20 protein-coding genes are annotated in these 23,406 nt (G+C 56.9%); 8 read left to right on the top strand and 12 right to left on the bottom strand.

The features are described 5' to 3' along the window. A partial coding sequence (locus VLX68_14585; protein ID HUI93469.1) for a hypothetical protein occupies positions 1-186 on the bottom strand: 186 nt, incomplete at its 3' end. A 313-nt stretch (positions 187-499) separates the two neighbouring features. Here VLX68_14585 and VLX68_14590 point away from each other — a divergent pair. Beyond that, positions 500-1,150, top strand: coding sequence for a plastocyanin/azurin family copper-binding protein (locus VLX68_14590; protein ID HUI93470.1), 651 nt, complete (start codon positions 500-502; stop codon positions 1,148-1,150). A 28-nt stretch (positions 1,151-1,178) separates the two neighbouring features. On the opposite strand, the gene VLX68_14595 is transcribed toward VLX68_14590, so the two are convergent. The 3 genes from VLX68_14595 to VLX68_14605 all read right to left on the bottom strand — a co-directional run bounded on the left by VLX68_14595 (position 1,179) and on the right by VLX68_14605 (position 2,775). Further along, the gene (locus tag VLX68_14595; GenBank protein ID HUI93471.1) at positions 1,179-1,481 is read right to left on the bottom strand and encodes a CS domain-containing protein; all 303 of its coding nucleotides are present in this window, start codon (positions 1,479-1,481) and stop codon (positions 1,179-1,181) included. Positions 1,482-1,542: 61 nt separating this feature from the next. Beyond that, a complete protein-coding gene (locus tag VLX68_14600; GenBank protein HUI93472.1) occupies positions 1,543-1,932 on the bottom strand; it encodes a VOC family protein in 390 nt (129 codons plus the stop codon). A gap of 96 nt (positions 1,933-2,028) precedes the next feature. Beyond that, positions 2,029-2,775, bottom strand: coding sequence for a hypothetical protein (locus VLX68_14605; protein ID HUI93473.1), 747 nt, complete (start codon positions 2,773-2,775; stop codon positions 2,029-2,031). Between the two features lie 115 nt (positions 2,776-2,890). On the opposite strand from VLX68_14605, the gene VLX68_14610 reads away from it, so the two are divergent. The 5 genes from VLX68_14610 (at position 2,891) to VLX68_14630 (ending at position 5,419) form a co-directional block, all read left to right on the top strand. Next, entirely contained in the window at positions 2,891-3,055 is a 165-nt protein-coding gene (locus VLX68_14610) for a hypothetical protein (GenBank protein HUI93474.1), read from the top strand. A gap of 70 nt (positions 3,056-3,125) precedes the next feature. Beyond that, on the top strand, positions 3,126-3,599 hold the full coding sequence (locus VLX68_14615; GenBank protein HUI93475.1) for a hypothetical protein: 474 nt from the start codon (positions 3,126-3,128) through the stop codon (positions 3,597-3,599). A 7-nt stretch (positions 3,600-3,606) separates the two neighbouring features. Continuing rightward, on the top strand, positions 3,607-4,548 hold the full coding sequence (locus VLX68_14620) for a GGDEF domain-containing protein (protein ID HUI93476.1): 942 nt from the start codon (positions 3,607-3,609) through the stop codon (positions 4,546-4,548). A gap of 15 nt (positions 4,549-4,563) precedes the next feature. Next, positions 4,564-5,055: a ferritin family protein gene (locus VLX68_14625; protein ID HUI93477.1), complete on the top strand. Its 492-nt coding sequence runs from the start codon at positions 4,564-4,566 to the stop codon at positions 5,053-5,055. Positions 5,056-5,089: 34 nt separating this feature from the next. Next, complete coding sequence (locus VLX68_14630; GenBank protein HUI93478.1) at positions 5,090-5,419, top strand: 4a-hydroxytetrahydrobiopterin dehydratase; 330 nt, start codon at positions 5,090-5,092, stop codon at positions 5,417-5,419. A 236-nt stretch (positions 5,420-5,655) separates the two neighbouring features. On the opposite strand, the gene VLX68_14635 is transcribed toward VLX68_14630, so the two are convergent. After that, a complete protein-coding gene (locus VLX68_14635) occupies positions 5,656-12,681 on the bottom strand; it encodes a fibronectin type III domain-containing protein (protein HUI93479.1) in 7,026 nt (2,341 codons plus the stop codon). 213 nt (positions 12,682-12,894) lie between these two features. Between VLX68_14635 and VLX68_14640 the strand changes: the two genes are divergently transcribed. After that, on the top strand, positions 12,895-14,826 hold the full coding sequence (locus VLX68_14640; protein ID HUI93480.1) for a serine/threonine-protein kinase: 1,932 nt from the start codon (positions 12,895-12,897) through the stop codon (positions 14,824-14,826). Here VLX68_14640 and VLX68_14645 read toward each other — a convergent pair. The 6 genes from VLX68_14645 to VLX68_14670 form a co-directional block, all read right to left on the bottom strand. Further along, complete coding sequence (locus VLX68_14645) at positions 14,818-15,549, bottom strand: hypothetical protein (protein ID HUI93481.1); 732 nt, start codon at positions 15,547-15,549, stop codon at positions 14,818-14,820. The two genes, VLX68_14640 and VLX68_14645, sit on opposite strands and share 9 nt — an antisense overlap. A gap of 30 nt (positions 15,550-15,579) precedes the next feature. Further along, the gene (locus tag VLX68_14650; protein ID HUI93482.1) at positions 15,580-16,782 is read right to left on the bottom strand and encodes an FAD-dependent oxidoreductase; all 1,203 of its coding nucleotides are present in this window, start codon (positions 16,780-16,782) and stop codon (positions 15,580-15,582) included. 15 nt (positions 16,783-16,797) lie between these two features. After that, the gene (locus VLX68_14655; GenBank protein HUI93483.1) at positions 16,798-17,244 is read right to left on the bottom strand and encodes an OsmC family protein; all 447 of its coding nucleotides are present in this window, start codon (positions 17,242-17,244) and stop codon (positions 16,798-16,800) included. Then, positions 17,225-18,196 (bottom strand): pirin family protein, encoded by a 972-nt coding sequence (locus VLX68_14660; GenBank protein ID HUI93484.1) that lies wholly within the window; start codon positions 18,194-18,196, stop codon positions 17,225-17,227. Before VLX68_14660 ends, VLX68_14655 begins: the two co-directional genes overlap by 20 nt. A gap of 245 nt (positions 18,197-18,441) precedes the next feature. After that, positions 18,442-19,443: a Gfo/Idh/MocA family oxidoreductase gene (locus VLX68_14665; protein ID HUI93485.1), complete on the bottom strand. Its 1,002-nt coding sequence runs from the start codon at positions 19,441-19,443 to the stop codon at positions 18,442-18,444. A 66-nt stretch (positions 19,444-19,509) separates the two neighbouring features. Next, positions 19,510-20,667, bottom strand: a complete 1,158-nt coding sequence (locus VLX68_14670) for a sugar transferase (protein ID HUI93486.1) — start codon at positions 20,665-20,667, stop codon at positions 19,510-19,512. 664 nt (positions 20,668-21,331) lie between these two features. Between VLX68_14670 and VLX68_14675 the strand changes: the two genes are divergently transcribed. Further along, a complete protein-coding gene (locus tag VLX68_14675) occupies positions 21,332-22,666 on the top strand; it encodes a sigma-54 dependent transcriptional regulator (protein HUI93487.1) in 1,335 nt (444 codons plus the stop codon). A gap of 74 nt (positions 22,667-22,740) precedes the next feature. Here VLX68_14675 and VLX68_14680 read toward each other — a convergent pair whose 3' ends face one another. Next, positions 22,741-23,286 carry a hypothetical protein gene (locus tag VLX68_14680; GenBank protein HUI93488.1) on the bottom strand — a complete coding sequence of 182 codons (546 nt, stop codon included), beginning with the start codon at positions 23,284-23,286 and terminating at the stop codon, positions 22,741-22,743. Positions 23,287-23,406: the final 120 nt, after the last annotated feature.

A 23,406-nucleotide genomic window follows, 5' to 3' on the forward strand; every position in this document is an offset into this window, starting at 1 on the left:
GAGGAATAATATTTCTTCCTTTATTTTTTCCAGCGGCTTGTGGCCCTCGAGCCGCTGGCGGTAGCAGCCCCGGCAGTGCAGGTTGCAGATGTCGGTGATCTCCACCCATCCCTGCGGATTGTCGTTGAGCGACCAGGGGAAACGGTAAAGGTCGCTTTTTTCCGGATCAGGAATATTCATGTTCATGGTTGCGCTCCTTGAGAGATTGTTTTTTCTGGCGGATAAGACGTTTATTTAATGCGAACAGCATGCCAATTATTTCACAGAACGGCGGATAATGGGGGCTTTTTGCTTAAAAGACTTATTCGCATTTCTGAAAAAAAATTCCTGATTTGCAAAAAAACCGGATGAAGTAAAGTCGCTTTAAAAACGGTTTTTGTTCTGTTAGCCTCTTGACCTGGTCTTTTTGCGTGTTTTTAGAAAGAAATTCCATGGCATTCCTTTTGCGAAAATTTCTTTAAGAATTCCAAGGACCATGGGGTAAAGTGAGGAGGTAGCGATGCGGCGCAATAATGGAAATTGTCTTCGCAAAATATATGGGGCGGCCGCCCTTTTAATTCTGGCTGCCGGGACCGGATGGGCCGCAATACAGGTGGTCCAATTCGGGGGAAATTTGGGGTTCGTCTATTCACCGAGTAATTTCACCGCAACAGTGGGCGACACGGTCCAATGGATCGGCGATTTCAGCGTGCACCCGTTGAGCTCGACCACCATTCCCACGGGCGCGCAGAGCTGGCATAACGGCGGCGGAACGTCCTTCCAATACGTGATAAAAGTGGCCGGGACGTACCATTACCAGTGCGACGTCCATTTCAGCATCGGCATGACCGGCTCGTTTACGGCGAACGGATCGGGTGTGAAGAATTTAGGGCAAAACGGCCGCTCGTTGCAAAACGGCGTTTTTCTGCTTGTGAACACGGGCAACCCAAGAATGCCCTCAATAACGTACGGCGTTCCCCAAGCCGGACCGGTAAGGGTTGAGGTTTTTGATCTGCTGGGGAACAGTATGTCCCTTGCCGTTTTCCGGCGTCAAGAGGCGGGAATGCATTCCGTACCGCTCGATGCGCGCTTTTTTCCCGCCGGCATTTACTTTGTACGATTGACCTGCGGAGAAACGGAATTGGTCAGGGCGATAAGGCTTGCGAAATGAAAAAAGCCGCGTTACACGGGGCGCCGGTTCAGGAGATCGTGATCCTCATCGCCCCTTTCACGGTGTCCCGATAGGGTGCCTCTATTTTCAGCAACCCGTTTTTCAACCGCGCGTGCGCCTTGCCGGGAACAATGGGACAGCACAAGGACTCGGACGTTACATAGTGGATGTCGCCCATAGGCGCGGATACATACATGCTGTTTTCGTTGAGCCTGAGCTCGATGTCCTTCCTTTTTACCCCGGGAAGCGCTATCTCAATGATTAACGTGTCGTCATCGTCGCTGGAATAACGGCAAATGTGCGGCGCCGTCTTTATTTTTTTCGCGTTCATTGGAATTCCCTTTGTCGGGAATATCAAGAAAAGGTTGTCGCGAGGGGGGAAAAGCGCCGCGTCAACCCGCGGGCTGGGCCAGGTTGACAAGATTGCCGCACGTGTCGTCAAAAAGCACAGACTTGATTCGGCCCATGGAAAAAGGCTCGCCCCGGAAGGCGACGCCCAGCTTCTTGAGGCGGCCGTACTCGGCGTCAAAATCCTTTGTGACCAGCATCAAGACCGGCATGCCCGCCCCGTACATGGCCTTCTGGTACGTTTGGGCCTGCGGGGATGCGGCAGCTTCAAGGACCAATTCCGCTCCGTCAACGCCTTCGGGTGAACTCACCGTCAGCCACCGGTATTCCCCCTGCGTGACATCACCCTTCTTCATGAAACCCAGGACCGTCGTGTAATACTGCAGCGCTTCATCCTGATTTTTCACGTACAGGCTTGCAAACTTTATGATCATAACGCCCTCCGCTCAAATGTGTGCATGTTCGGGTTTTGATGAGTCGCGCCGCCGGCTCGGCGCGTGTAAAGCCGTCCGTCCCGATTTACTATGCGGTCACTCGTGCATGTGCATATGCTTGTGGTGCCCGCCCCAGCCTCCGAGAACCAGTCGGATATAGGCGCCGTTCTGCAGGATCGAAGGCATGTCGGACACACGGATCCCATCGGAATACCAGCTTTTGTTTATGTACAGATCGAACAAATACCCGATCCTGAGTCCTATGGCCAGCCCCTTGTCCCCGTCCTTTGATGCGAGCACGTAATTGCTGCCGAGTCCGAGATTGAGAAGCGGCGTCAGTTGCCCGATGAATGAATTCGGTTCGGTGGAAGCAAGCAGCGATGCCAGCGTTTTTGAATTGTCCCTGAAGTAAATTGAATTGCCGCCCACGCCCAGGCCGAGATACGGGTACAGGCTGACGGGCCATTCGGGAGGGAGTGAATTGAACCCCATGTTCCACACTATTTCGCCGGCGCACAATGTCACGCGGACCGGCCCGTTTACATTGTCTCCCCAAATCCTGAACATGATCGCGCTTTCCATGACCAGCCGGCGATAGTCTTTATACCCGCCGAGTGAAAGCGTCCATGCCTGTTCGGGAAAGGCCGAAAAGCCTGAGGATTTTAGGAAATTGTTCAATTGCCCGAAGTCAATCCAGGAGAACCCGGGGCTGATGTAGCCGAACTGGTGGGTCGGCTTCATCATTTTCATCTCCATCGAATCGTTCTCCATGGAGTGCGCTGCGGCAATGCTAACAAAGGCGGCCAGAAACAGCAGGACGAACCTTTGTTGAAAAGCTTTCATAAATTCCTCCCTGTTGACGGTGTGCTTTGGTTTTCTTACTCATTAACCTTTCGCAATTCCTGTTCCAACCTGGGAAAAGGGATTTGCATTTATTTATTAACAGGGGAAAATGTCAATGGTACAATCGGATATTCCTGTTTTTGCAAAAGAGATTATCAAAAATGGTATTCTTACGGGAAAGTGTCCGTGGAAAGCAATCCGGGTAAAAGCACCGGTTGAAAAGCAACTAGTCATAAAGAAATACGCGGGACAAGGCACGTTGCTTGCTTATTATAGTTGACTGTTACCATCGACCCGTTTCGATAACGAAGGGGCCGGAGAGGGCGCAATAAGAATCGGGGGAAAAAATTATGAACCAAACTGGGACACCGGTGATCGAGAACGATGCCTTGCTCTCCGAAGACTATTTCCAAAAAATGCTGATTCACGAGCGCAAACGGACCGAACGTTTCGGCCGGCCCTTCATGCTCATCATGCTTGACGTGGGCCGGCTGGTTGAAAAACGGCGGGAAGCAAACGACATTCTTTTTCAGAACCTTGCCCTGGCGGTAAATTCCTCCACCCGGGAAATCGACCTGAAGGGCTGGTACATGCGCGATAAGCTTATCGGCATTTTGTGTCCCGAATTCAGCAGGGCCGACAAAAACTGGATTCTCGAAAAGCTTGGGCAGAAACTTGCCGCGTACCTGGAGCCCGACGAAGCGGCGGCAATCAAGATATTCTGCTTGTTCTATCCCGATATTGAGGAAAAGAACGCCCGTGGCGCAAAAGACATTGACATTGACGAACTGCATCCGGAATGGCGGGGGTTTTTCCAATCGTAAAGCCGCCATGCCGGACAGCGCATGCCCGATCACCATGGTTCTTGAGAACGCACCTGTGGATAAAGAAACGAGCCGCGAAAGAAATGATGAGGAAGGGGTGGAAACCTTGCCGTTTTACACTCCCTTGTCCCTTGACCTTGTTTCCGCACTGGCGGGCGACCGGCCGCTCACCGATCCCGAAAAAGCGGTGGTGGAGGAAATGCGGAAAAAGCGTGAGGAAAAGTTTTTTTCCGACCTCCTGTACGCCGTCACGCACCGTTTTTTTTCCCCTTCCGTCGCCGAGGACCTGTGGAACAAAATCCTGCGGCACAAATATGAAATGTCAAGCATCATGAAACGGAACATCCGGATCGCCGTCGCCTCGCTCGACTACCTTTCGAACCTTACCACGGAACTCCCTTCCCCCACGGTGAGCGACGAAGGGTATATTTCCAATCTCGTCTATCTTTCCGTTCATGACGGCCTCACCGGCCTGTTCAACCATTCGTCCTGCTTCCAGAAAATGGACGCCGAGCTGAAGCGGTTCACCCGCTATCATACGCCCGCATCGCTCCTCATGATCGATATCGACAATTTCAAGGAAATCAACGACCGGTTGGGCCACCAGGCGGGGGACAACGTCCTGGTGTCGCTGGGAAAAATTATTCGCGAGGAGGTGCGGGAGCCGGACATCTGCTGCCGCTACGGCGGCGACGAGTTTTCGGTGGTGATGCCGCTCACCAATTCAGACGAAGCCGGAATCCTGGCGGAGCGGTTGAGGGAACGGATCGCGCACAGCCAGTTTGACGGCAGCAGTCTGACGGTCAGCATCGGAGTGGCATCCTACGGCGACGACACCCGGACGTCGCAAAAGCTCCTGCAGAAAGCCGACACCGCGTTGTACGAGGCGAAACGCGGCGGGAAGAACCGGGTCGTGGTGAGCGCGCAGGAACAGCAAAAGGCCGCGTAGAAAGGAATGCCGTACATGGACATCCTGGATTTTGCCCTGGGTATCGAAGAGGAAGGCATGGCCCTGTACGCCGGCCTTGCCGAAAAGGCCGCGCCGCGTGAAATCGCGGGCATTTTCAGGTTTTTTGAAACCGAGGAGAAGCGCCATTACGAAATATTCGAAGCCTGGAAGAAAAACAGCGCGGCGCCGCCCGTGGAGGACACCGGTCTGCCGGATAAGGTCGCGGAGGCCTTCAAGAACCTGTCGCAGCAATTCGATGCGGCGGGCGTTCCCGCCCTCGACCACGAAGACGCCTACAAGAAGGCGTTGGGCGTCGAGGAGAAAAGCATAAAGTTCTACGGCGCGATGCAAGACGACATGGATGACGAGGAGCAAAAACTGGTGCTCGGGCTCATCATCCAGCAGGAGCACGCGCATGTGACGCTGATACACCAATTGATGGAATTCCAGCGGCACCCGAACGAATGGCTCGAAAACGCCGAATGGAACCATTACGAGGATTATTGACGTCTGCGAATAATAAACCCTTAAAGGAGACGGCATGAACCTGAACAATGAGCACTGCACCCCAATTGCAGCCGGAAGCGCTCCGCTGAGCGACCGGGATGAAGACGAGTATCTCGAATCCGTTGCCGGATGGGATCTGGTCCGCGAAACGCCGCACAAGATCAAACGGGAGATTAAATTCGGCACATACATGGACGGCGCTGATTTCGCGCACGAGGTCGCCGCGATCGCCGACGCCGAGAACCACCATCCCGCGATGCACGTGTATTATAAAAAGGTCGTCATCGAGCTGTATACCCATTCGGTGGAGGGGTTGTCGAAAAATGATTTTATCATTGCGGCGAAAGTCAATAATGCCCTGTAAGCTGCCTGCCTTTAGCTTCAGATGCTGACATTCTTTACTAAAGAAAAGCTCCACCACTTGTAATCATCGGGGCCTTCAGCCCCGAACCCCGACCCACTTTTCTTCTGCAGCCAAGAAAAGTAGGCAAAAGACGCCGCGCCCGCAGCGCCGCCGCGGCGAGGCCGCGGAACGCCCAGAGTATTATTATTTTGTAAAACGGAATTTAGCAAGAAGGGCCCGGAAGGCACAAGTAAACGTTACGGCGTCACCGAGACTGAAGCACTTGGCGGTGATTCCCCGGCAAGGTTCACCGCGGTCACGGTAAACCAATATTGCACGGCGGGGATGAGTCCCGGCAGAATGAATGGTGAAACCGCTTCCGTAAGGACGGTCGCCGAGTCCTTGACAAACGTATTCCCGGTAGCATAATACAGGTTGTACGACGCGGCGCCTGGAACGGCGTTCCAGCTTACCATCACGGTGTCGTTGCTCGCCGTCAACCCGCCGATGACGGGCGCGGCGGGGACCGGCGGCATCGGCGTCGCGGTCTGCGCCGCGCTCAGGGGCGATTCGCCCGACATGTTGACCGCGGTCACGGCAAACGCATACTGCGTTCCATTGACAAGACCGGAAACAAGCCCGGGCGAGGTCGCGCCGGCAATGACCGAGGCCGTCGTCCTGCTGACCGCGGATCCGGCTTGATAATAGAGATTGTACGAAGTCGCCCCCGCCGCCGCGGCCCAGGTCACCGTCGCGCTTGCGTCGCCGGCGGTCACGCCGCCGATGGCGGGCGCGGCGGGAACCGGCGGCATGGGCGTCGCGGTCTGCACCGCGCTCAGGGGCGATTCGCCCGACGCGTTGACCGCGGTCACGGCGAACGCGTATTGGGTCCCATCGGCGAGCCCGGTGATCTGCCGCGGGGAAGCCGCCCCCGTTATGACCGTTGCTGTTCCTTTGTCAACGGTATTCCCCGTCTGGTAATAAATATTGTATGACGTTGCTCCCGACACCGGGACCCATCCCACCGAAACGCTTGCATCACCCGGCGTCGCCCCGCTGATGACCGGCGCGGCCGGAACGGGCGGCATGGGTGTCGCGGTCTGCACCGCGCTCAGGGGGGATTCTCCCGATGCGTTGACCGCGGTCACGGCGAACGCGTACTGCACCGCGTTGACAAGACCGGAAACAATCTGCGGGGACGCCCCGCCGGTGACGACCGATGCCGCGCCGATGGCCACCGAATTTCCCGGTTCGTAGTACACGTTGTACGAGGTGGCCCCCGGAACCGCGGCCCACGTCAGGGTGACCGTTGCGTTTCCCGCGAGCACGGAGGAGATGAGCGGCGCACCCGGCGTGGGCGGCATGGGGGTCGCGGTCTGCACCGCGCTCAGGGGCGATTCGCCGGCGATGTTTACGCCCGTCACGGCGAACGCGTACTGCGTGCCGTTGGCAAGGCCCGTCACGGCCTGCGGCGATGCCGCGCCGGCGATCACCGCGGCCGTCCCCTTGACAATTGAGCTTCCCGCCTGGTAATACAGGTTATACGACGTGGCGCCGGAGGCGGCCGACCATGCCACGCTCACGCTCGTGTTGCCGGCCAGCGCGCCCGTGATGGCCGGCGCCGGCGGCACCGCGGGAAGCGGCGTCGCGGCAAGAGGCGCGCTCAGGGGAGATTCACCCGCGATATTCACCGCGGTCACCGCAAACGCGTATTTCGTTCCATTGGCGAGGCCGGCAACGGTCCGGGGTGACGATGCACCCGGAATCTGGGTAGCAGACGTCTTGACCACCGAATCGCCCGCCTGGAAATACAGATTGTACGACGTGGCGCCCGACACGGAATTCCATCCTACCGTCACGCTCGCATTTCCCGGGATGGCGCTCGTTATCGCGGGCGCGGCAGGCAGGGGAGGCAAGGGCGTGGCGGTTTGCACCGCGGAAAGGGGGGATTCTCCCGAAATGTTCACCGCGGCCACGGCAAAGGCGTATTGGGTCCCATTGGTCAGCCCGCCCACCGCCTGCGGGGAAGTTGCGCCGGTGATCACCGAGGCTGATCCCTTGACAACTGAGAGCCCTGGTTGGTAGTAAAGGTTATACGATGTCGCCCGCGCAGAGGAGCCGAACGCAACCGTCGCCGACGCATTGCCGGGCGCAACGGCGGTGATGGCCGGCGCCGCGGGTACTGCGGGCTGCGGGGTCGCGGTCTGCACCTGGCTCAGGGGCGATTCGCCGGAAACGTTCACCGCGCTCACGGCAAACGCATATTGTGTCCCGTTGGCAAGCCCGCTTACCGTCGCCGGCGTAACCGCGCCGGTGAGCACGGCGGCGGTCCCCTTGACAATTGAGCTTCCCGCCTGGTAATACACATTGTACGATGTTGCGCGAGCGGAGGGGCCGAATGTCACGGTGACGGCGCCGTCGCCGGCTGCGATGCCGGTGATCGCCGGAGCCGCGGGAACCGCTGGCTGGGGCGTGGCGGTCTGCACCGGGCTCAGGTCGGACTCGCCCGAAACGTTCTGGGCCGACACGGCAAACGCATACTGTGTGCCGTTTGTCAATCCGGAGACCAGGGCGGGCGAGACCACGCCGGCCACCTTCACGCCGGCCGCCTTGGACACCGTGTTCCCCGCCTGGTAATAAATGTTGTAAGAGGTGGAACCCGAAACGCTGCTGAAGCTCACGGTGACGCTCCCGTCGCCGGCAAGCAGGTTTGAGATGAGCGGGGCGCCCGGTACGGGCTGCTGCGGCGTGGCGGTCTGCACGGGCGAGAGCGGCGACTCGCCTGAAATGTTCACCGCGCTCACGGCGAACGCATACTGCGTCCCGTTTATAAGGCCGGCCGCCGCCTGGGGCGAAACCGCGCCGGTGACCTTGGTGAGTGTCGTTTTGTCAACCGTGCCGCCCGCGGCGTAGTACAAAATATATGATGTTGCGCCGGTCACCGCGGCCCAGCTCACCGTCACGGTGCCGTTGCCCGCGGCCGCGCTCTGGATCACCGGAGCATTCGGGATGGGGGGCATCGGCGTTGCCGTCTGGACGGGTGAGAGCCCGGATTCGCCGGCGCTGTTCTGGGAGCTCACCGCAAACGCATATTGCGTTCCGGTGGTCAGCCCGACCACGGTGGCCGGCGAGGCGGCGCCGGCGATTTTTGTTCCGGCGGTCTTGGTCACCGTTGCGCCGGCCGCATAATAAATGTTGTACGTGAGGGCGCCCGCGGCGGCGGGCCAGCTCACCGAGACCGCCGTGGCGGACTGCGGCGTGGCGCTGGGCGCCAGGGGCGCGGCGGGCAGCGTCGCGCTCACGGTGATGGTGATGGTCTGCGAGTCACTCAACGGCGGGACCTCGTTGTCGGATGCGAAAAAGGCGACGGCGTAGGTTCCCGCCTGGCCGTAGGCCGGGGTCCACGAAAACTGGTTCGCCGCGAGGGACGCTCCCGCGGGGGCGTTGCGCATGGAATAGGAGATGACGTCCTGGTTGGAATCGGTGGCCGACAGAACGAATTGCAGGGGCTTGGTTTCGGCCGCGAGCTTGTTGCCGATCGGGGCAAGCACCGGCGCGACGTTCACATGGACCACCGTGATCGAGACCACCTGTGAATCGCTCATCTGCGGGACGCCGTTGTCGCGTGCGTAAAACATCACCGAATAGGTTCCCGCCTGGCCATAGGCGGGGACCCAGGTGAACTGCGGGCCCGTGAGGGAGGCCCCCGACGGCGGGTTCTTGACAAAAAAGCTTATTTGGTCACCGTCGATATCCGTCGCGGAAAGGGAGAAGCCGAGTAGGCGGTTCTCGTTCACGGTTTGGTTGCCGGGATTCGCCAGCACCGGAGGCACATTGACATCGTTCACCGTTATCGAAATGGTTTGCGAATCGCTCATGGGCGGGGTGCCGTTGTCGGTGACGCGGAATTTCACGTCGTAGACACCTGCCGCGGTGTAGGACGGGGTCCACGAGAACTGCCCGCCCGCGAGCACGGCGCCGGCCGGGGCGCCGGCCGTGGAAAACGTCAGGCTGTCGCCGTTGACGTCGGTCGCCGACAGGGTGAATTGCAGAAGCTGGCCCTCATTAACGGAGCGGTTGCCCGGTGACGCAAGAACGGGCGCGATGTTGATTTTATTCACGGTCACGGTGACCAGTGCGGAATCGGCGGCCGGCGGAGAACCGTTGTCCTTTACAATAAATAATATCTGATATTGTCCGATTTGCGCGTACACCGGCGTCCAGGAGAACTGGTTGCCGGCGAGGGCCGCGCCGGTCGGAGCGTTCTGCATCGAATAGGAAAGGCTGTTGTTGTCGACGTCGGTGGCCGACAGAGTGAACGCGAGGGTCTTGCCTGCCGAAACCGATTTGTTTCCCGGGTTCGCAAGCACGGGAGGCGCGTTGACGTTGTTGACGGTGATGGTGATGCTCTGCGAATCCGCAAGCGGCGGCGTGCCGTTGTCCGTCGCGTAAAATTTCACCACATAGACGCCGGACTGCGTGTAGGACGGGGTCCAGTTGAAATGCGCGCCGGAAAGCGTCGCGCCCGGCGGCAGGGCTTCGGCGGAAAACCGTATGCTGTCGCCGTTGACGTCGGACGCGGAGAGGTTGAATGCGACAGGCTGGTTTTCGTTGACCGTTTTGTTCCCCGGGTCTGCGAGCACCGGCGCGACGTTGGCCTTGAGGACCGTTATGGCGACGGCGGCCGAATCGCCGAGCACGGGCGCGCCGTTGTCCTTCACGTAAAACATCACGGTGTATTGTCCTATTTGTGAATAAGCGGGGGTCCAGCTGAACTGATTTCCCGAAAGCGATGCGCCGGCCGGCGCTCCCGCCATCGAGTAGGTGAGCGTCTGGCCGACGTCCATGTCCGATGCGGCGAGCGCAAATGAAAGGTTCTGGTTCACCACGGCCGATTTGGCGCCGGGGTTGACGAGCACGGGCGCCACGTTGACATTGTTCACCGTGATCACGATGTTTTGCGTATCGGAAAGCGGCACCGCGCGGTTGCGCTCGCGCACCACGAACGACACCGCGTGCTGCCCCGCGTCCCAGTAGGAGGGCGTCCAGGAGAACACGGCGCTGTCGAGGCGCGCGCCGAGCGGGAACTGCGGCCCGAAGAAGAAGTCGAGCGGGTCGCCGTCCGCGTCGGACGCAACGAGCGTGAAGCGCAGGAGTTTGAGTTTGTCAACCGATTTGTTGCCGGGGTTCACGAGCACGGGCGGCCAGTTGTACGGGACCACTGTCACGGTCCATCCAAGGGAGGCGCTCTGCCTGCCGTTGCTCGCCGAAACGAGCACCTGGAATTTACCCGTGTCCCCCGCCTGGGGGGTCCACGTGATCCGGCCCGTGGCATCAATGGACATGGCCGAGGGGGAGGGCGGCTTTGCCAGCGCATAGGTGAGCGGCTTGTTCTGGGGGTCTTGCGCCTTTACCGTCGCGATGTAGGCCGAGAGAGCGACCACGGAATCGGGGACGGTCGACTTATCGTTTGTAAATATAGGAACCGAATCGCCCGGCGCGGTGACGAACATGCGCCATTGCGCGGTGTCGCTGCCGCCCCAGCCGTCCTGCACCAGCACCGCGAACGTGTCCGTGCCCGTGGCCGTCGGCGTGCACTGCAGCGTAGCGGTCGATCCGACTGAAACGAGCGAAGGCATTGTCGTGCCGGCGGCGGGCGACTGGAGAATTTTGAACTTCAGGGAGTCATTGTCCGCGTCCACGGCATGCAGCGCAACGGCGTAGGAGGTGTTGACGGTCAGGTGCGTGTCGAGCTGGCCGGCGGAAAATTTCGGCGGAAAGTTCTGCACGACCACCACCGTATCAAACGCGGCGTTCCGGTTGGCGCTCGAATCCACCGCGGTGACGCGCAGCGTGTCGGGCCCGTGACGCAATTTCACTAGAAGGCTGAAGTCCGGATACGCGACGGCGGCCGCCGCGCCGTTTATAGTCACCGACGCGAGACCGCTCGCGTCGGTGGCGATGCCGCGCACCAGCACCGCGGTGTCGCCGATGTGTTTGAGCGGCGCGGGATCCGAAATGGTGATGCTCGGAGGGGTTATGTCGATTGCGGCGGCCAGGTGGAAGATATTCAACGTGTCGTAGCCGATGTTCCCCTTGGTATCAACCGACTTTATCGCGAACACGTTCCAGCCTTCGGCGAGGAGCATCGAAATCACGTAAGTGCTGTCGGTTGGGTCGCGCGCCATGGGCGTGCCGTTGAGAAACTCCCCGGCGATTCCCGATTCGTCAACCACGAAGATCCGCACCTGGCACACCGCGGTATTCACCGTGTCGATTTTGTGCGGCGGGACGCGGAAAATCACCGTGGGCGGCGACCGGTCCAGGGCCGAGGCGTTGCAGACGACGGCGATGGTGTCCCGCGCGATGTTTCCCCTTGTGTCAACGGCCTGGGCCACGAGAAGGTTCGTTCCCGCGTTCAGATGGTACTGCCCCTTCCAGACGTCCTGCGTGCGGGAAAGCGCAGCGCCGTTGAGTGAAACGGACGCAACGCCGTTTTCGTCGGTCGCCTGGACATACACGGGGATGTCCTGCACGTTCACGCTGTCTCCGTTTAAGGGCGCAAGGAATACCATGGTCGGCGGCGTCGTGTCGGGCTTCAGCACAACCGCGATGTGGACGGTGTCGGCCGGGGAGACGATCCCCTTGTTGTCAAGCACTTTTATCGGGATGGTTTTCTGCCCGGTGTCATAATATACGGAGGAAATGGTTGCGTCGGCGGTGGTGTCCAGAAAATCGAATCCGTCGAGCGCCCATAAATAAGCGCTTATGGTTCCGCCCTGGTCCGACGCGGTGATCGTGATGGTGAACCGCGCGCCGGTTTCAACGGTGTGCGGCACCAGCATTCCCACGATGGCGGGCACGCTCTTTTTAATGATAAGCCTGATGCTGTCATGCGCGGAATATCTCCCGTCTTCGTCGACCGCCATGACGCGCGCCGTGAAAACTCCGGGACCGAAGACGTGTTTTACCAGAAAGGTGTCCTGGTCGGTCCCGGGTGTGCTGTCTTCGAAGACCGTGTCGTTGTCCCAGCTGAAATAGAATTTCTTTATTGCGCCTTTTTCGCCGCCGACCGTGGTGTCGCGGCATAGGATGCGGATCGGAATGGTGTCGTACAGATATCCCGTAAGGGAATCCTTTTCGAACACCACCTGCGGTCGGGAACCCGAGACGTAGCGCGCGGACTTCGCGTCGAAGGGGTTGGTGCGTTCGCAAAAGAAAAAAGCGCTCAGCAAAGAGGCCGTCAAAGCGGCGACGGCGATTTTTACATGGAACGGTTTCATCACTGCAGCTCTTTTATTGAAAGAACCGTTTCCGATTCACGGTATGTCGATTATTCCAGTCTTTATTTTTTGAGGCATGCTAATTGCATGCCAATAGTGACGGAAATGTGGACACCTAAGGGGAAGAAGAAACCGGAGAAATTATTAATAATTTAAGGCGATGTTGAAAATGGAAATCGGGGCGGGGTCCACCTCAGTGAACGGTTATTGAATATGGCATTTTCTTTACGAGATTTTAGCGAATTTAGGAAAATCGGTGAAGGGGGAATGGGGAACCTCTACCTTGCGACGCAAATTTCCCTCGGGCGGAAGGTCGTGATAAAGGAACTGGCGTTAAACCTGAAAAAAGACCCGTCCCTTGTAAAACGATTCGAAAACGAGGCGAAATCGGCGGCCGCGCTCGATCATGAGAACATCATCCAGGTTTTCGACTTCGGTGCCGACAACGGGTCGTTTTTCATTTCGATGGAATACCTTGACGGATGCAATCTTGAACAGCTCATGGCCCTGCGGCCCTTTCCGAGGGAAATCGGCATCATCGTGCTGCTCAAGGCGCTCAAAGGCCTCAATTACGCGCACCGGCGGGGCGTGGTGCATTGCGACGTAAAACCGGCGAATATCCTTGTGTCAAGGACGGGCAAGGTGAAGGTCGTAGATTTCGGCCTTGCGCACGCGACGTCCCAGGCCGCCGACGGGGGTGATCCTTCCACCATTTTCATCACGCCGGGATACATGCCCCCGGAAGTCGCGCGCGGGAGCACGATGCAGGACATCGCCCGGGACGTCTGGTCGGCGGGCGTGCTCGCCTATAAGATCGTAAGCGGGCGGCTCCCGTTTACCGGCCCAGATGTCCGGGCAACGGTCCATGCCATTGTCAATACGCCTGAGATTGACATACAGGAGCTGTGCCCCTGGCTTCCCGGCGACTGCGCCGCCGCAGTGCGGGCCTGCCTCCAAAAAGATCCCAAAAAGAGGCCCGCGGCCATTGACGGAATGATTGACTCCTTCAACGAGTATCTGTATGAGCTCGGCGTCCGCGACAGCGACAAGGTGCTCGTGGAATACCTGCAGGACCGGAAAAAGGCGTCCGTGGAGCTTGCCCGGCTTCTCGCGCAGTATCACCGTAATAAAGGCAACGAATATCTTGACTTAGGCGACATCGCCAGGTCAGAGACCCATTTCAAGGAGGCCGAACGGTTCGGCCCCGCCGCCCCGCTAAAAGAGGAACCCACCCGGCCCCTGCCGCCCGAGTACCGGGCAGGCAGGCAGGCGCGGCCCGCGCCTGCGGCGATCATGAACGGCATTCTGGCGTGGGTATCAGGCCTTGCGGAGCTTCCCCTGCAGACCATTTTAAAAATAGCGGCCATCGGTGTTGCCGTCACGGCGGGAAGCATTGCGCTCGCATTGTTCATCAGGAAAACCAACGCGGAAATCATATCGGATGTCAAGACCGTCGGGGGAGTTTTCGGACCGCACCCCGTTCAACAGGCGCCGGTGCGGAAACCGGCAATTCGCGATACGGCGCCGCAGCCCGCAAGCGCCGCAATGCTTGGCAAGGAAGACACCGCGTCGGAACGGGTTGCCCCTTTTACACACGTCAGGGAAAAAACCTCCCCCGCACCGGTTGCGGGCAAAGGTGCGGTCCGCGCGGCCGCAATGCGCGATCAGGGCCGCCTGGGAACGGTGAAGATCACCCTTGATCCGCCGACCGCGGCGGTGTACCTTGACGGAAAAAGAATTTTGCCCAATGATATCGCCGCTGGGGTGAAAGTGGCGGCGGGGTCGCACGCGCTTGCCGCGGCCGCAAGCGGATACAGATCGTTTACCGCGATCCTTTCCGTAAAGGCCAATCTCGTCCAGAGCATGCCGGTCGCGCTCAAGCCCATGGAACGGGGCGCGGGGTTTCTCCATGTGTATTCCTATCCCTGGGCGGGAATTTACATCGACAGCACGTACGAAGGGACCTCGCCCACGCAAACGCCGCTCACGCTCCCGGAAGGAATCCACAGCGTGATGATCAAACGGGACGGATACAAGCCGTATTACGGGATCGTTGCCGTAGTGCAGGGGGAAGTGGCTCGGGTAAAGGTGCGGCTCGAGGAGGTCGGGGCCGCCGCGCCGGCGCTTGAAGGATCGTCAGAATGAAAACATCAGCCGAGGCGATCCATTGACAAGGGAGACCGAAAGGGGAGCGGGCCGGATTTCCTTCCTGGCGAAGAGATAGATCGAGACCGGAACCAGAACCGCCGCGACGCAGGAACAGGCAGCGCCGGCGATAAAGTAATTCCTGCTCATCGAGTAGTAGGCGTCCAGCCGGCCTTGGTCGGGCTTCGAAAATGACCGATAGCTGCTGTAACTTTGATAACCGCTGTAAAAAAAGTATGCGCCGACTCCCAATCCTGCAACACCGCCGGCCAGCAGAACGGACGGAAGGACCGTGTTTTTCTTCCGCGCGATCGCGGGCACCGGCCGGACCGGGGCCGAAGCGATGGCCTCGAGTTTTTTTTCCAGTCTTGCTTGTTTAAAGACCAGGGCGATGTTCGGCGGGACCTCAAGAGTGTCGATGGACATCGAGGGGAATTTTTGCAGCGCGGTCTTGAAGATGCCTTTTGCCGTATCGATCCGGTTCAACATGGCGTAGGAGAAGCCGAGGTATTTGTAGCTCTGCAGCTCGTCGTCAAGGTCGGAGAGCTGCGGGAGCAGTGCGGTGAGGCTGTCCGCCGTTTTTTGATACAGGCCGTCCTCGTACCATCCGAGCGCGGCCTTGAGCCGCTCCCGGTCCTTCGCCTCCTCGGCCCGTGCCGGGCTGAATGTTCCGGCAAGTATCGCAAGCGCAAAAGTAAATAATGGCAGACGGTGAGATGTCATAATGATTGCCGGGTCACCGGTGCAGGGCGATTACACCGCTTCTTGCAGCGTTTCACGTAAGACCGGTTCGTTGTTTTTTATCGAGGTGCGGGCGGCGTCGACTTTCCCCCACACATTGCACAGCAGCACTCCGCGGATCCTGCCGTCCTTCAAATAATACACCACGCCTTTTTCGTTTTCCTTCTGCCAATCCTGCCGCGTCTCGAGGCGGCTGTCGATCTCGCCGACCGCCTCGTATCCCAATTCGAACAGGTCGGAGAAGAAATAAGACAGGTAGGCATACGGCTCCTTTGCGCCGGCCATGTTCCTTCCCGCGTGTTTGCCCTGGTTGAGCGCATTGTCCCAGTGCTCGACTCTCCGGGTAACGCCGAGCAGGTGTTCGGGAAATTGGGCGTTGTCTCCCGCCGCATATATATCGGGATGCGAGGTTTGCAAAAGCGAATTCACGGCAATGCCGTCCGCGACCGCAAGGCCCGCAATCTTCGCCAACTCAACTGACGGTGAGATGCCGACGCCGGCGATGCAAAGGTCGGACTCCAGGATTTTACCCTTTTCGGTGTAGGCGGTGAAACGGTCGCCTTTCCTTTCGATGGCCTTCGGCACATCGCCCGCGAGCACGGTTATGCCGCGGTCGCGGTACATTTTCAGGATGCTGTCGCCGAGCGGCGCGGGAAAGACCCGGAAGCAGGGGCGCATTTCGGGGAAAAGCATGGTCACCGCCATGCCTTTGGGCGCGAGCGCGGCCGCGATTTCGGTCCCGATGAACCCGCCGCCGATGACCAGCACGGATTTGCCGTCCTTGACAAGGGGATTCAAGAGAAGAAAATCGTCGAGATACCGGTAATACAAAATGCCGTCATCGTCCCCTCCCGGGATCCGGAGCCGGTTCGGGGCGCCGCCGGTCGCAAGGAGCAATTTAACAAAATGGAATTCCGTTCCGGTGCTGTCGGTGACCGTCTTTGCATCGGCGCTGACGGAGACGGCCCTGGTGCTGTGCCGCAGCGCGATGTTCTGCCGGGTGAAAAAATCCTCTTTTTTCACGAAAATATCCTGAACGTTTTTCTTCCCCGACCATAACCCCTTTGTCAACGGAGGACGGTTGTAGGGCAGAAATGCCTCGTCGCCGATGATGAGGATGCTTCCCTCGGCGTCGATCTCACGGATGCCCTCCGCCGCGGACGCGCCGGCAAGGCCGCCGCCGATTATTATATACTTGTAATCATTATTTTCCATACGTTGGAATTTCCCTTATTTTTTTGCCGCGTCCGGGGGCAGGAGCGTCGCCGCCACCGATATTTTCGTCCCGGCGAGGGCCCTCGAAACCGGGCATCCCCGCTTTGCCTCCTCCGCCAGTTTTTGAAACGTCGTTTCGTCAAGGCCGGACACGCTGGCCTCGGTTGCAAGGTCGATTGATGTTATGGCAAATCCGGCCGCGTCCTTTTCGATTGCCACCCTGGCAACGGTTTTTATGGAAGCCGGCACATGGCCCGCATGCTCCAGGATCCCCGCAAAGGCCATGGAAAAACAGCCTGCGTGCGCAGCGCCGATGAGCTCCTCGGGGTTTGATCCCTTGCCGGCCTCGAACCGGGAAGAAAATGAATAGGGAAACTTGATACCGCCCGAGCCTGTTTTCATCTCCCCAACCCCGCCGACGAGGGTGCCTTTCCATACCGCCTCACTTGTGCGTACCGGCATAGGGTGCCCCCTTCCTATTTTTATGCACGCCGGCATCCGGAGCGGCCCCGGTTTTTACGAACGTGCCGTTGTTATATTCTTCAAAAGCGATTCTCAATTCCTCCTGCGTGTTCATCACGATGGGCCCGTACCACGCCACCGGTTCGTTGATCGGTTCCCCCGACACGAGCAGAAAGCGCATGGATTCATCATTCGTTGAAGCCGCGATCACGCTTCCGTCGCCGAACAAAACGAGCGATTCCGCATGGAGCTCCGCGTCCCTCGCCATGTCGAAGTAGTTGCTGCCCGCCATGTCGTACTGATACGGGTCGGTGCCGTTGCAAAAGATGCCCCTTCCCTCTATGACGTAGGCGAACGCCGTGTGTCCCTTCTTTACCTTATGCGAATATTCCGTCTTTTCGGGGATAAAAATGTCAAGGTATTCCGGCTCGGTCACGATGCCGCTCACCGGGCCTTCGGCGCCGTTCACCGCGCCGCAAATGATTTTGATCCGGACGCCGTTGGCAAGCGTCACCTCGGGCACCTGGCTCTTGAGGATGCCTCGGTAACGCGGCTCCATCATTTTGCGGGACGCCGGAAGGTTTGCCCACAGTTGAAATCCCCACATGAGCCCGCTTTCGGATCCTTTGGGCATTTCCTGGTGGATGATCCCGCTGCCCGCAGTCATCCACTGGATGTCGCCCGACGAAATGACGCCGCTGTTGCCCATGCTGTCGCCGTGCTCAACCGCGCCGTGCAGCACGTAGGTGACGGTCTCGATGCCACGGTGCGGGTGCCAGGGAAAGCCGCGGACGTAGTCGTCGGGATCATCCGAATGAAAATCATCCAGAAGAAGAAAGGGATCGAGCTGCGGAACGTGATAATAACCGAATGCCCGTTTCAGGGACACCCCGGCGCCTTCAAGCGTCGGCCGGCTTCGCATCACCATTTTTATCGGACGAAGTTCGTTCATGGCAGAGACCTCTTGGAATATCAGAATATAAACACAAAAGTTATGCCAAGTGGATTTTCTGGTAATAATGGGCGAACCATTATCATTATTTGGCATTTTTAAAATTTTTTTTCCAATTCTGCGAAAAGCAACAAATACGAAAATTTATGGAAGACGGCGAACAGAAGGATTGTTTTGGTCCTCGTTCTGAGGCGAGATTGTAAAATGGCGTCTCAAACCATCGGCATTATTCACAGAGGGGAAATTTAAAGCGCCACCGTCTTCCCGTTCTGGCGCAGCGACCGGTCGCAAGCATCGAGCAATCGTACGACGTGGAGGCCCGATTCGCCGTCGTTGATCGGTTTCGTGCCGCTCCCCACGCATTCGATGAAATATTCCGTTTCGTCCTTCAGCGCTTCCTTGTTTTCGAGTTTCGGCGTCCAGATGTCGCCGGAGCGGTAGTTCACCAGCAGATTGTAAATGCCCTCCTGGGTCGTCACGTCGATGCCCTTGTCGTACACCTTGATCTTTTCGTCGTCGGTGCCGTCGTTCCACACGAGCATTTTTTTCTCGCCGCCGATGAGCGTGGTGCGGATCTTGACAGGGGAGAGCCAGTTGACGTTGATATGGGCGATGAGGTTGGAGGCGAAATACACGGCGATGTAGGCGATGTCTTCGAACCCGTTGATGTGCGCCCTGCCGTAGGCGGCGACTTCGACGGGACGGTCTTCGATGAGGTGGCTCATGATGGAAAAATCGTGCGGCGCAAGGTCCCAGATGACGTTGACGTCATGCTGGAAAAGGCCGAGGTTCACGCGGGTCGAGTCGTAATAATAGATATTGCCGAGCGCCTTCTCACGGATGAGGTCCTTGATTTTCCGCACCGCGCCCGTAAAGAGAAAAGTATGGTCCACCATGACGACAAGATTTTTTTGCGCGGCGAGTTCGATCAGCGCTTCCGCGTGCGCGATGGAATCGGTGAACGGTTTTTCGATGAATACATGTTTCCCGTTTTCCAAGGCGGTTTTTGCAAGTTCAAAATGGGATGACACCGGCGTCACGATCGCCACCGCGTCGATGTCGGGGGACCCGAGAATGTCGCGGCTGTCGGTGACCGAAGCGATGCAGGGGTGGTTCGTCGTGAGCTTTTTCAACGTTTCGGGCTTTTTATCGCATACCGCAACGACTTTTGCGTTGTCGGCGTTGCAGAAGTTCCGCACGATGTTCGGTCCCCAGTACCCGTAGCCGATAACGCCGATGTTAACCATAGTATCAATTCTCATTGGTAAACTGTCAATATCCCGTCATGCCGCCCGGTTTCTTCATCGCTCCGGTCAATAGGCGCCTTTGAAAATGGCGGCCGGGGTGCTGAGCATCAATTTGAAGTCCCACCACAGGGACCACCTGGTGATATATTGCAGATCCATCCTCACCATCGTGTCAAACGATGTGGCGCTCCGTCCTTTTACCTGCCAGAATCCGGTGATGCCGGGTTTGATTTCCAAGACCCGGCGTTTGTGCCAGGAAAGGTAATTTTCAATTTCATAAGGAATGGGCGGACGGGGCCCCACCAGCGACATGTCGCCGAAAAGAACATTAAACAACTGCGGTATTTCGTCAAGACTCGTTTTCCTGAGGAACTTGCCGATTCTCGTTACCCTCGGGTCGTTCACTATCTTATAAACCCCGGGCTGCTGCGCTGCTGCGCCTTCGGTTTTCCCTTGTATGAGGTTTTTTACAAAGTCCCTATGCACCGCGCAATCGCACCCGACGCGCATGGACCGGAATTTATAGAAGGTAAATTTGTTTCCGCGCAAACCGATGCGGGTCTGGGTGAATAACACCGGTCCGTTTGAGCTGCATTTGACCAGAACGGCGATGATGATGAAAAGAGGTGAGAACAATAGGATGAGAAAAATGCTGCCGATGATGTCGGCGCACCGTTTAAACAGGAGCGTCAACCGTTTTGCCGGTCGAAAATCATCAAGGACGGGATAGAACCTGAGATCAGCGATATTCCCCGGCCCCCCCGGAGATGAGGCGTTCTCGTCGGGAAACAGGGCGCAGGACACGGCGATCTTACTGCCTCGTTCCGGCCCGAATGCAACGATCAGGTTTTTATAAATTTTCTCTAATATTGTTTGTTTGGACGAGCCCGATATTTCTGTGTAGATGATGCCGATGTGCTGGCCGGATTTGTACCACCCTTTTATGTCGATGTCCCTGGTTGATGCCGTGAGAAGTAACGCTATTTCCTGTGCGAATATTTTGTGGCTGGTGCGGGAGGCCACCTCACCGATGCCGAGCATCACGAGGAGAATTGATTTCTGAGAACGTTCGCTCCTTTTTCTCTCGATGACGAGCATGTTATGGAAATAATCTTCGGAATAAAAACCGAATTCCTGGTCAAAGACCGCGAAGTTTTTCCGTGGCGTTTCATTATTAAAAATTGGTTCCAGAAACCCGTTGTGGAAATATTTCTTGGTGTTCATGCGTCCCGTCCTCTCGCTGCGACAACTCGCACGCAGTTACTTTTCCACTCGTGAATTTTGCCTTTTAAAATGGATATGCAAACGGTATGCCTACACAAAACGGAGGCTCGATGGAGATGAAGCACGTCTTTTTTTGAATTAAACTATTTACAAAATTGATTAAGGAAGTGGAGGCCTTCAGATGACGCACCCATCTTCCACACCTTTTGCGGGGAACATTTTACCTCGAATTTAATTATTATATATGAGAATATTTTTTTCGATTTCAAGAAAAGTCCTGGCAAAAGTCTTTTTTTATTAAAAAAACGCTGTTTTGCCCGTTTCCCAAAACAGGCATGCACATTGCAAATAGATATGAAGCAATTTTAATAATGAAGGACGGCGGGGATTGCACGCGCAGAAAAATCCTGTCAATACCATCACGAGTGGAAGAGATGGTATTTCAGTGACCGGAAGAAAAACCTTATCAAGACATCCTCTTTTGGTGAATTTATTCTTTTTAGATTATGCCAGACAATTACGCAAAGGAAATGCCACTGGATTTAATTGCAGGTGATTGAGAAAAAAGCCTATTTTAATTACCCTGATAATGGAAATAAGAATTTTTTTTGAATTGGGAATCTTTGGATATCGCACCCTTCTTTTTTTATAGGTGGGAAACCCTATGAGAACGCAAAAATTACTTCTCGTTGAAGACGATGAGGCCGCTTTGTTCGCCTATGAGCGATACCTTACCAAGAACGGGTATGCGACGCAGAGCTCCTCAAACCTTGCGGATGCAAAGAATGCCGTTTCATCAGACCGCTTTGACGCAGTTGTCCTCGATTTGAAATTGCCGGATGGTGACGCCCTTGAATGGCTTCCCGAGCTGAAAAAGGGATATCCCCATCTTCCGGTCATCGTCATCACCGGCAGCAGCGACATTCCCACGGCGGTAAAAGCGACAAAAAACGGCGCTGAGGACTTTCTCACCAAGCCGGTTGAAATGACCGACCTGCTCGCCTCGCTGCGGAAATCCCTTGAAATCGGATCCCTCCGGAAACTGGCCCTGGTTCAAAACCGTCTTGGCAAACAGGACGAACCGTATTTCGGCTCAAGCCGGACCATTGCCGAGGTGATGGAGCACGCTGCCGTCGCCGCCGCCAACGATACCGTGGTTCTGATCCTGGGCGAGACCGGCACCGGCAAAGGATTGCTTGCCAAATGGATTCACAACCAGAGCGAAAGAAAATCCGAGGCCTTTGTCGAGTTGAACTGCTCGAGCCTCAGGGGAGACCTTCTGCGGAGCGAGTTGTTCGGTCATGTTAAAGGCGCATTCACCTCCTCCATCAAGGACAAGGAAGGGCTTATCGAGGTTGCCGACGGAGGGACCCTGTTTCTCGACGAGATAGGGGACATGGACATGGAAGTGCAGGCGCAGCTGCTCAAGACCATCGAAGAGAAATCGTTCCGGAGAATAGGGGAAAACCACCTTCGGAAAAGCGATTTCAGGCTGATATGCGCCACCAACAGGGACCTGCTCAAGGAAACAGAATCCGGAAAATTCAGGAACGATCTGTACTACCGGATCTGCGTTTTCCCCGTTCATCTGCCGGCACTGCGCGAGAGAAAAGACGACATTCCCGGACTGTGCGAACAAATTCTGAAAAGTTTCGATTATTCCCACTTGCCTTTGTCAAGGACCGTGAACGACCTTCTGGTGGCGTATCCCTGGCCGGGGAATATACGCGAATTGCGGAACATGCTGGAAAGGGCCTTTTTGCTGGCGCGAGGGCAGGAAATCGAACCCGTCCATTTTCCCGGACTCAACGCTGCGGCGCCGTCCCCATTGCAAGGGGGGAACGGGTTCTCCCCGATAAATCTCGAGGAAATGGAGAAAATACATATAAAGAGGGTGCTTGACCATTGCGCGGGCGACAAGTATAAGGCAAGCGAGATTCTCGGCATTTCCCTCTCGTCGCTCTACCGGAAACTTGCAAAAGTAGATGAAGGAAAATAGAGAGTGTTCCGCCGCTCGATTGCGGCCGGCGCTGATGTTCAACCTGCGTGCCGCAAAGCTTGAAAAGCCGCTTTCTATACGGCGTATTGCCTGGTTAACCGGGCCAGCTTCTCTTCAATGAACGAGATGTGGTTCGTTTGCAGTTGGGAAAGGTAATTGAAAAGGTTTTTCGTTTGACGATTGCTGTCGAGACCGGCCAGGTTCAAATAGAGAACCTGCTTGTTGTGTTCACGGGCGAACGCAAAAGAATACGTGTCTTCGATTGAAGCGATCTGCGACATATTAATTCCTGGTTGATAATGCGGAATGGAAATAATGCTTCGTTTTTTCATTTTAAGCATCGCACGATATCCATCCGCCTTGTAAAAGCTGTATAAAAGTTCCGCCTCTTCCTTCTTTCGCAGTGCCATTTCGAGAAGAAAAATGCGCCGGTCGTCATCAGGGATGTGCGATGCGGCATCTTCGTAGGTCTCCTTATCGCGGAGACTCCTGCGAAAGGCGAAATACAAATATTGCTTTATGGGCTGCTGAACTGTCTGGGAAAGAAGTGCGGCCGAAGATTTCTTGGGAAATCGCAGGACCGTTTCCGTTTTTTCCTGTTCAAGAACCGTGCTTTCCATTGGGACTCTCCTTTGCCATTTATTATAGGTGACAGTGCGTTGCTACCATGCCGCCTGAAGGCTCATAAATATCGGCAGAGCGGACAAAAGGCATTCGGTGATATCTCAAACTCCGCCGGC

This window comes from Chitinivibrionales bacterium (genome assembly GCA_035516255.1).
Classification (GTDB): domain Bacteria; phylum Fibrobacterota; class Chitinivibrionia; order Chitinivibrionales; family FEN-1185; genus FEN-1185.

What these genes read in the sequence shown, in the direction of transcription:
- VLX68_14590 (HUI93470.1), top strand. Translation starts at nt 500, where the DNA reads ATGCGGCGCAATAATGGAAATTGTCTTCGCAAAATATATGGGGCGGCC.
- VLX68_14595 (HUI93471.1), bottom strand. Translation starts at nt 1,481, where the DNA reads ATGAACGCGAAAAAAATAAAGACGGCGCCGCACATTTGCCGTTATTCC.
- VLX68_14600 (HUI93472.1), bottom strand. Translation starts at nt 1,932, where the DNA reads ATGATCATAAAGTTTGCAAGCCTGTACGTGAAAAATCAGGATGAAGCG.
- VLX68_14605 (HUI93473.1), bottom strand. Translation starts at nt 2,775, where the DNA reads ATGAAAGCTTTTCAACAAAGGTTCGTCCTGCTGTTTCTGGCCGCCTTT.
- VLX68_14610 (HUI93474.1), top strand. Translation starts at nt 2,891, where the DNA reads ATGGTACAATCGGATATTCCTGTTTTTGCAAAAGAGATTATCAAAAAT.
- VLX68_14615 (HUI93475.1), top strand. Translation starts at nt 3,126, where the DNA reads ATGAACCAAACTGGGACACCGGTGATCGAGAACGATGCCTTGCTCTCC.
- VLX68_14620 (HUI93476.1), top strand. Translation starts at nt 3,607, where the DNA reads ATGCCGGACAGCGCATGCCCGATCACCATGGTTCTTGAGAACGCACCT.
- VLX68_14625 (HUI93477.1), top strand. Translation starts at nt 4,564, where the DNA reads ATGGACATCCTGGATTTTGCCCTGGGTATCGAAGAGGAAGGCATGGCC.
- VLX68_14630 (HUI93478.1), top strand. Translation starts at nt 5,090, where the DNA reads ATGAACCTGAACAATGAGCACTGCACCCCAATTGCAGCCGGAAGCGCT.
- VLX68_14635 (HUI93479.1), bottom strand. Translation starts at nt 12,681, where the DNA reads ATGAAACCGTTCCATGTAAAAATCGCCGTCGCCGCTTTGACGGCCTCT.
- VLX68_14640 (HUI93480.1), top strand. Translation starts at nt 12,895, where the DNA reads ATGGCATTTTCTTTACGAGATTTTAGCGAATTTAGGAAAATCGGTGAA.
- VLX68_14645 (HUI93481.1), bottom strand. Translation starts at nt 15,549, where the DNA reads ATGACATCTCACCGTCTGCCATTATTTACTTTTGCGCTTGCGATACTT.
- VLX68_14650 (HUI93482.1), bottom strand. Translation starts at nt 16,782, where the DNA reads ATGGAAAATAATGATTACAAGTATATAATAATCGGCGGCGGCCTTGCC.
- VLX68_14655 (HUI93483.1), bottom strand. Translation starts at nt 17,244, where the DNA reads ATGCCGGTACGCACAAGTGAGGCGGTATGGAAAGGCACCCTCGTCGGC.
- VLX68_14660 (HUI93484.1), bottom strand. Translation starts at nt 18,196, where the DNA reads ATGAACGAACTTCGTCCGATAAAAATGGTGATGCGAAGCCGGCCGACG.
- VLX68_14665 (HUI93485.1), bottom strand. Translation starts at nt 19,443, where the DNA reads ATGGTTAACATCGGCGTTATCGGCTACGGGTACTGGGGACCGAACATC.
- VLX68_14670 (HUI93486.1), bottom strand. Translation starts at nt 20,667, where the DNA reads ATGAACACCAAGAAATATTTCCACAACGGGTTTCTGGAACCAATTTTT.
- VLX68_14675 (HUI93487.1), top strand. Translation starts at nt 21,332, where the DNA reads ATGAGAACGCAAAAATTACTTCTCGTTGAAGACGATGAGGCCGCTTTG.
- VLX68_14680 (HUI93488.1), bottom strand. Translation starts at nt 23,286, where the DNA reads ATGGAAAGCACGGTTCTTGAACAGGAAAAAACGGAAACGGTCCTGCGA.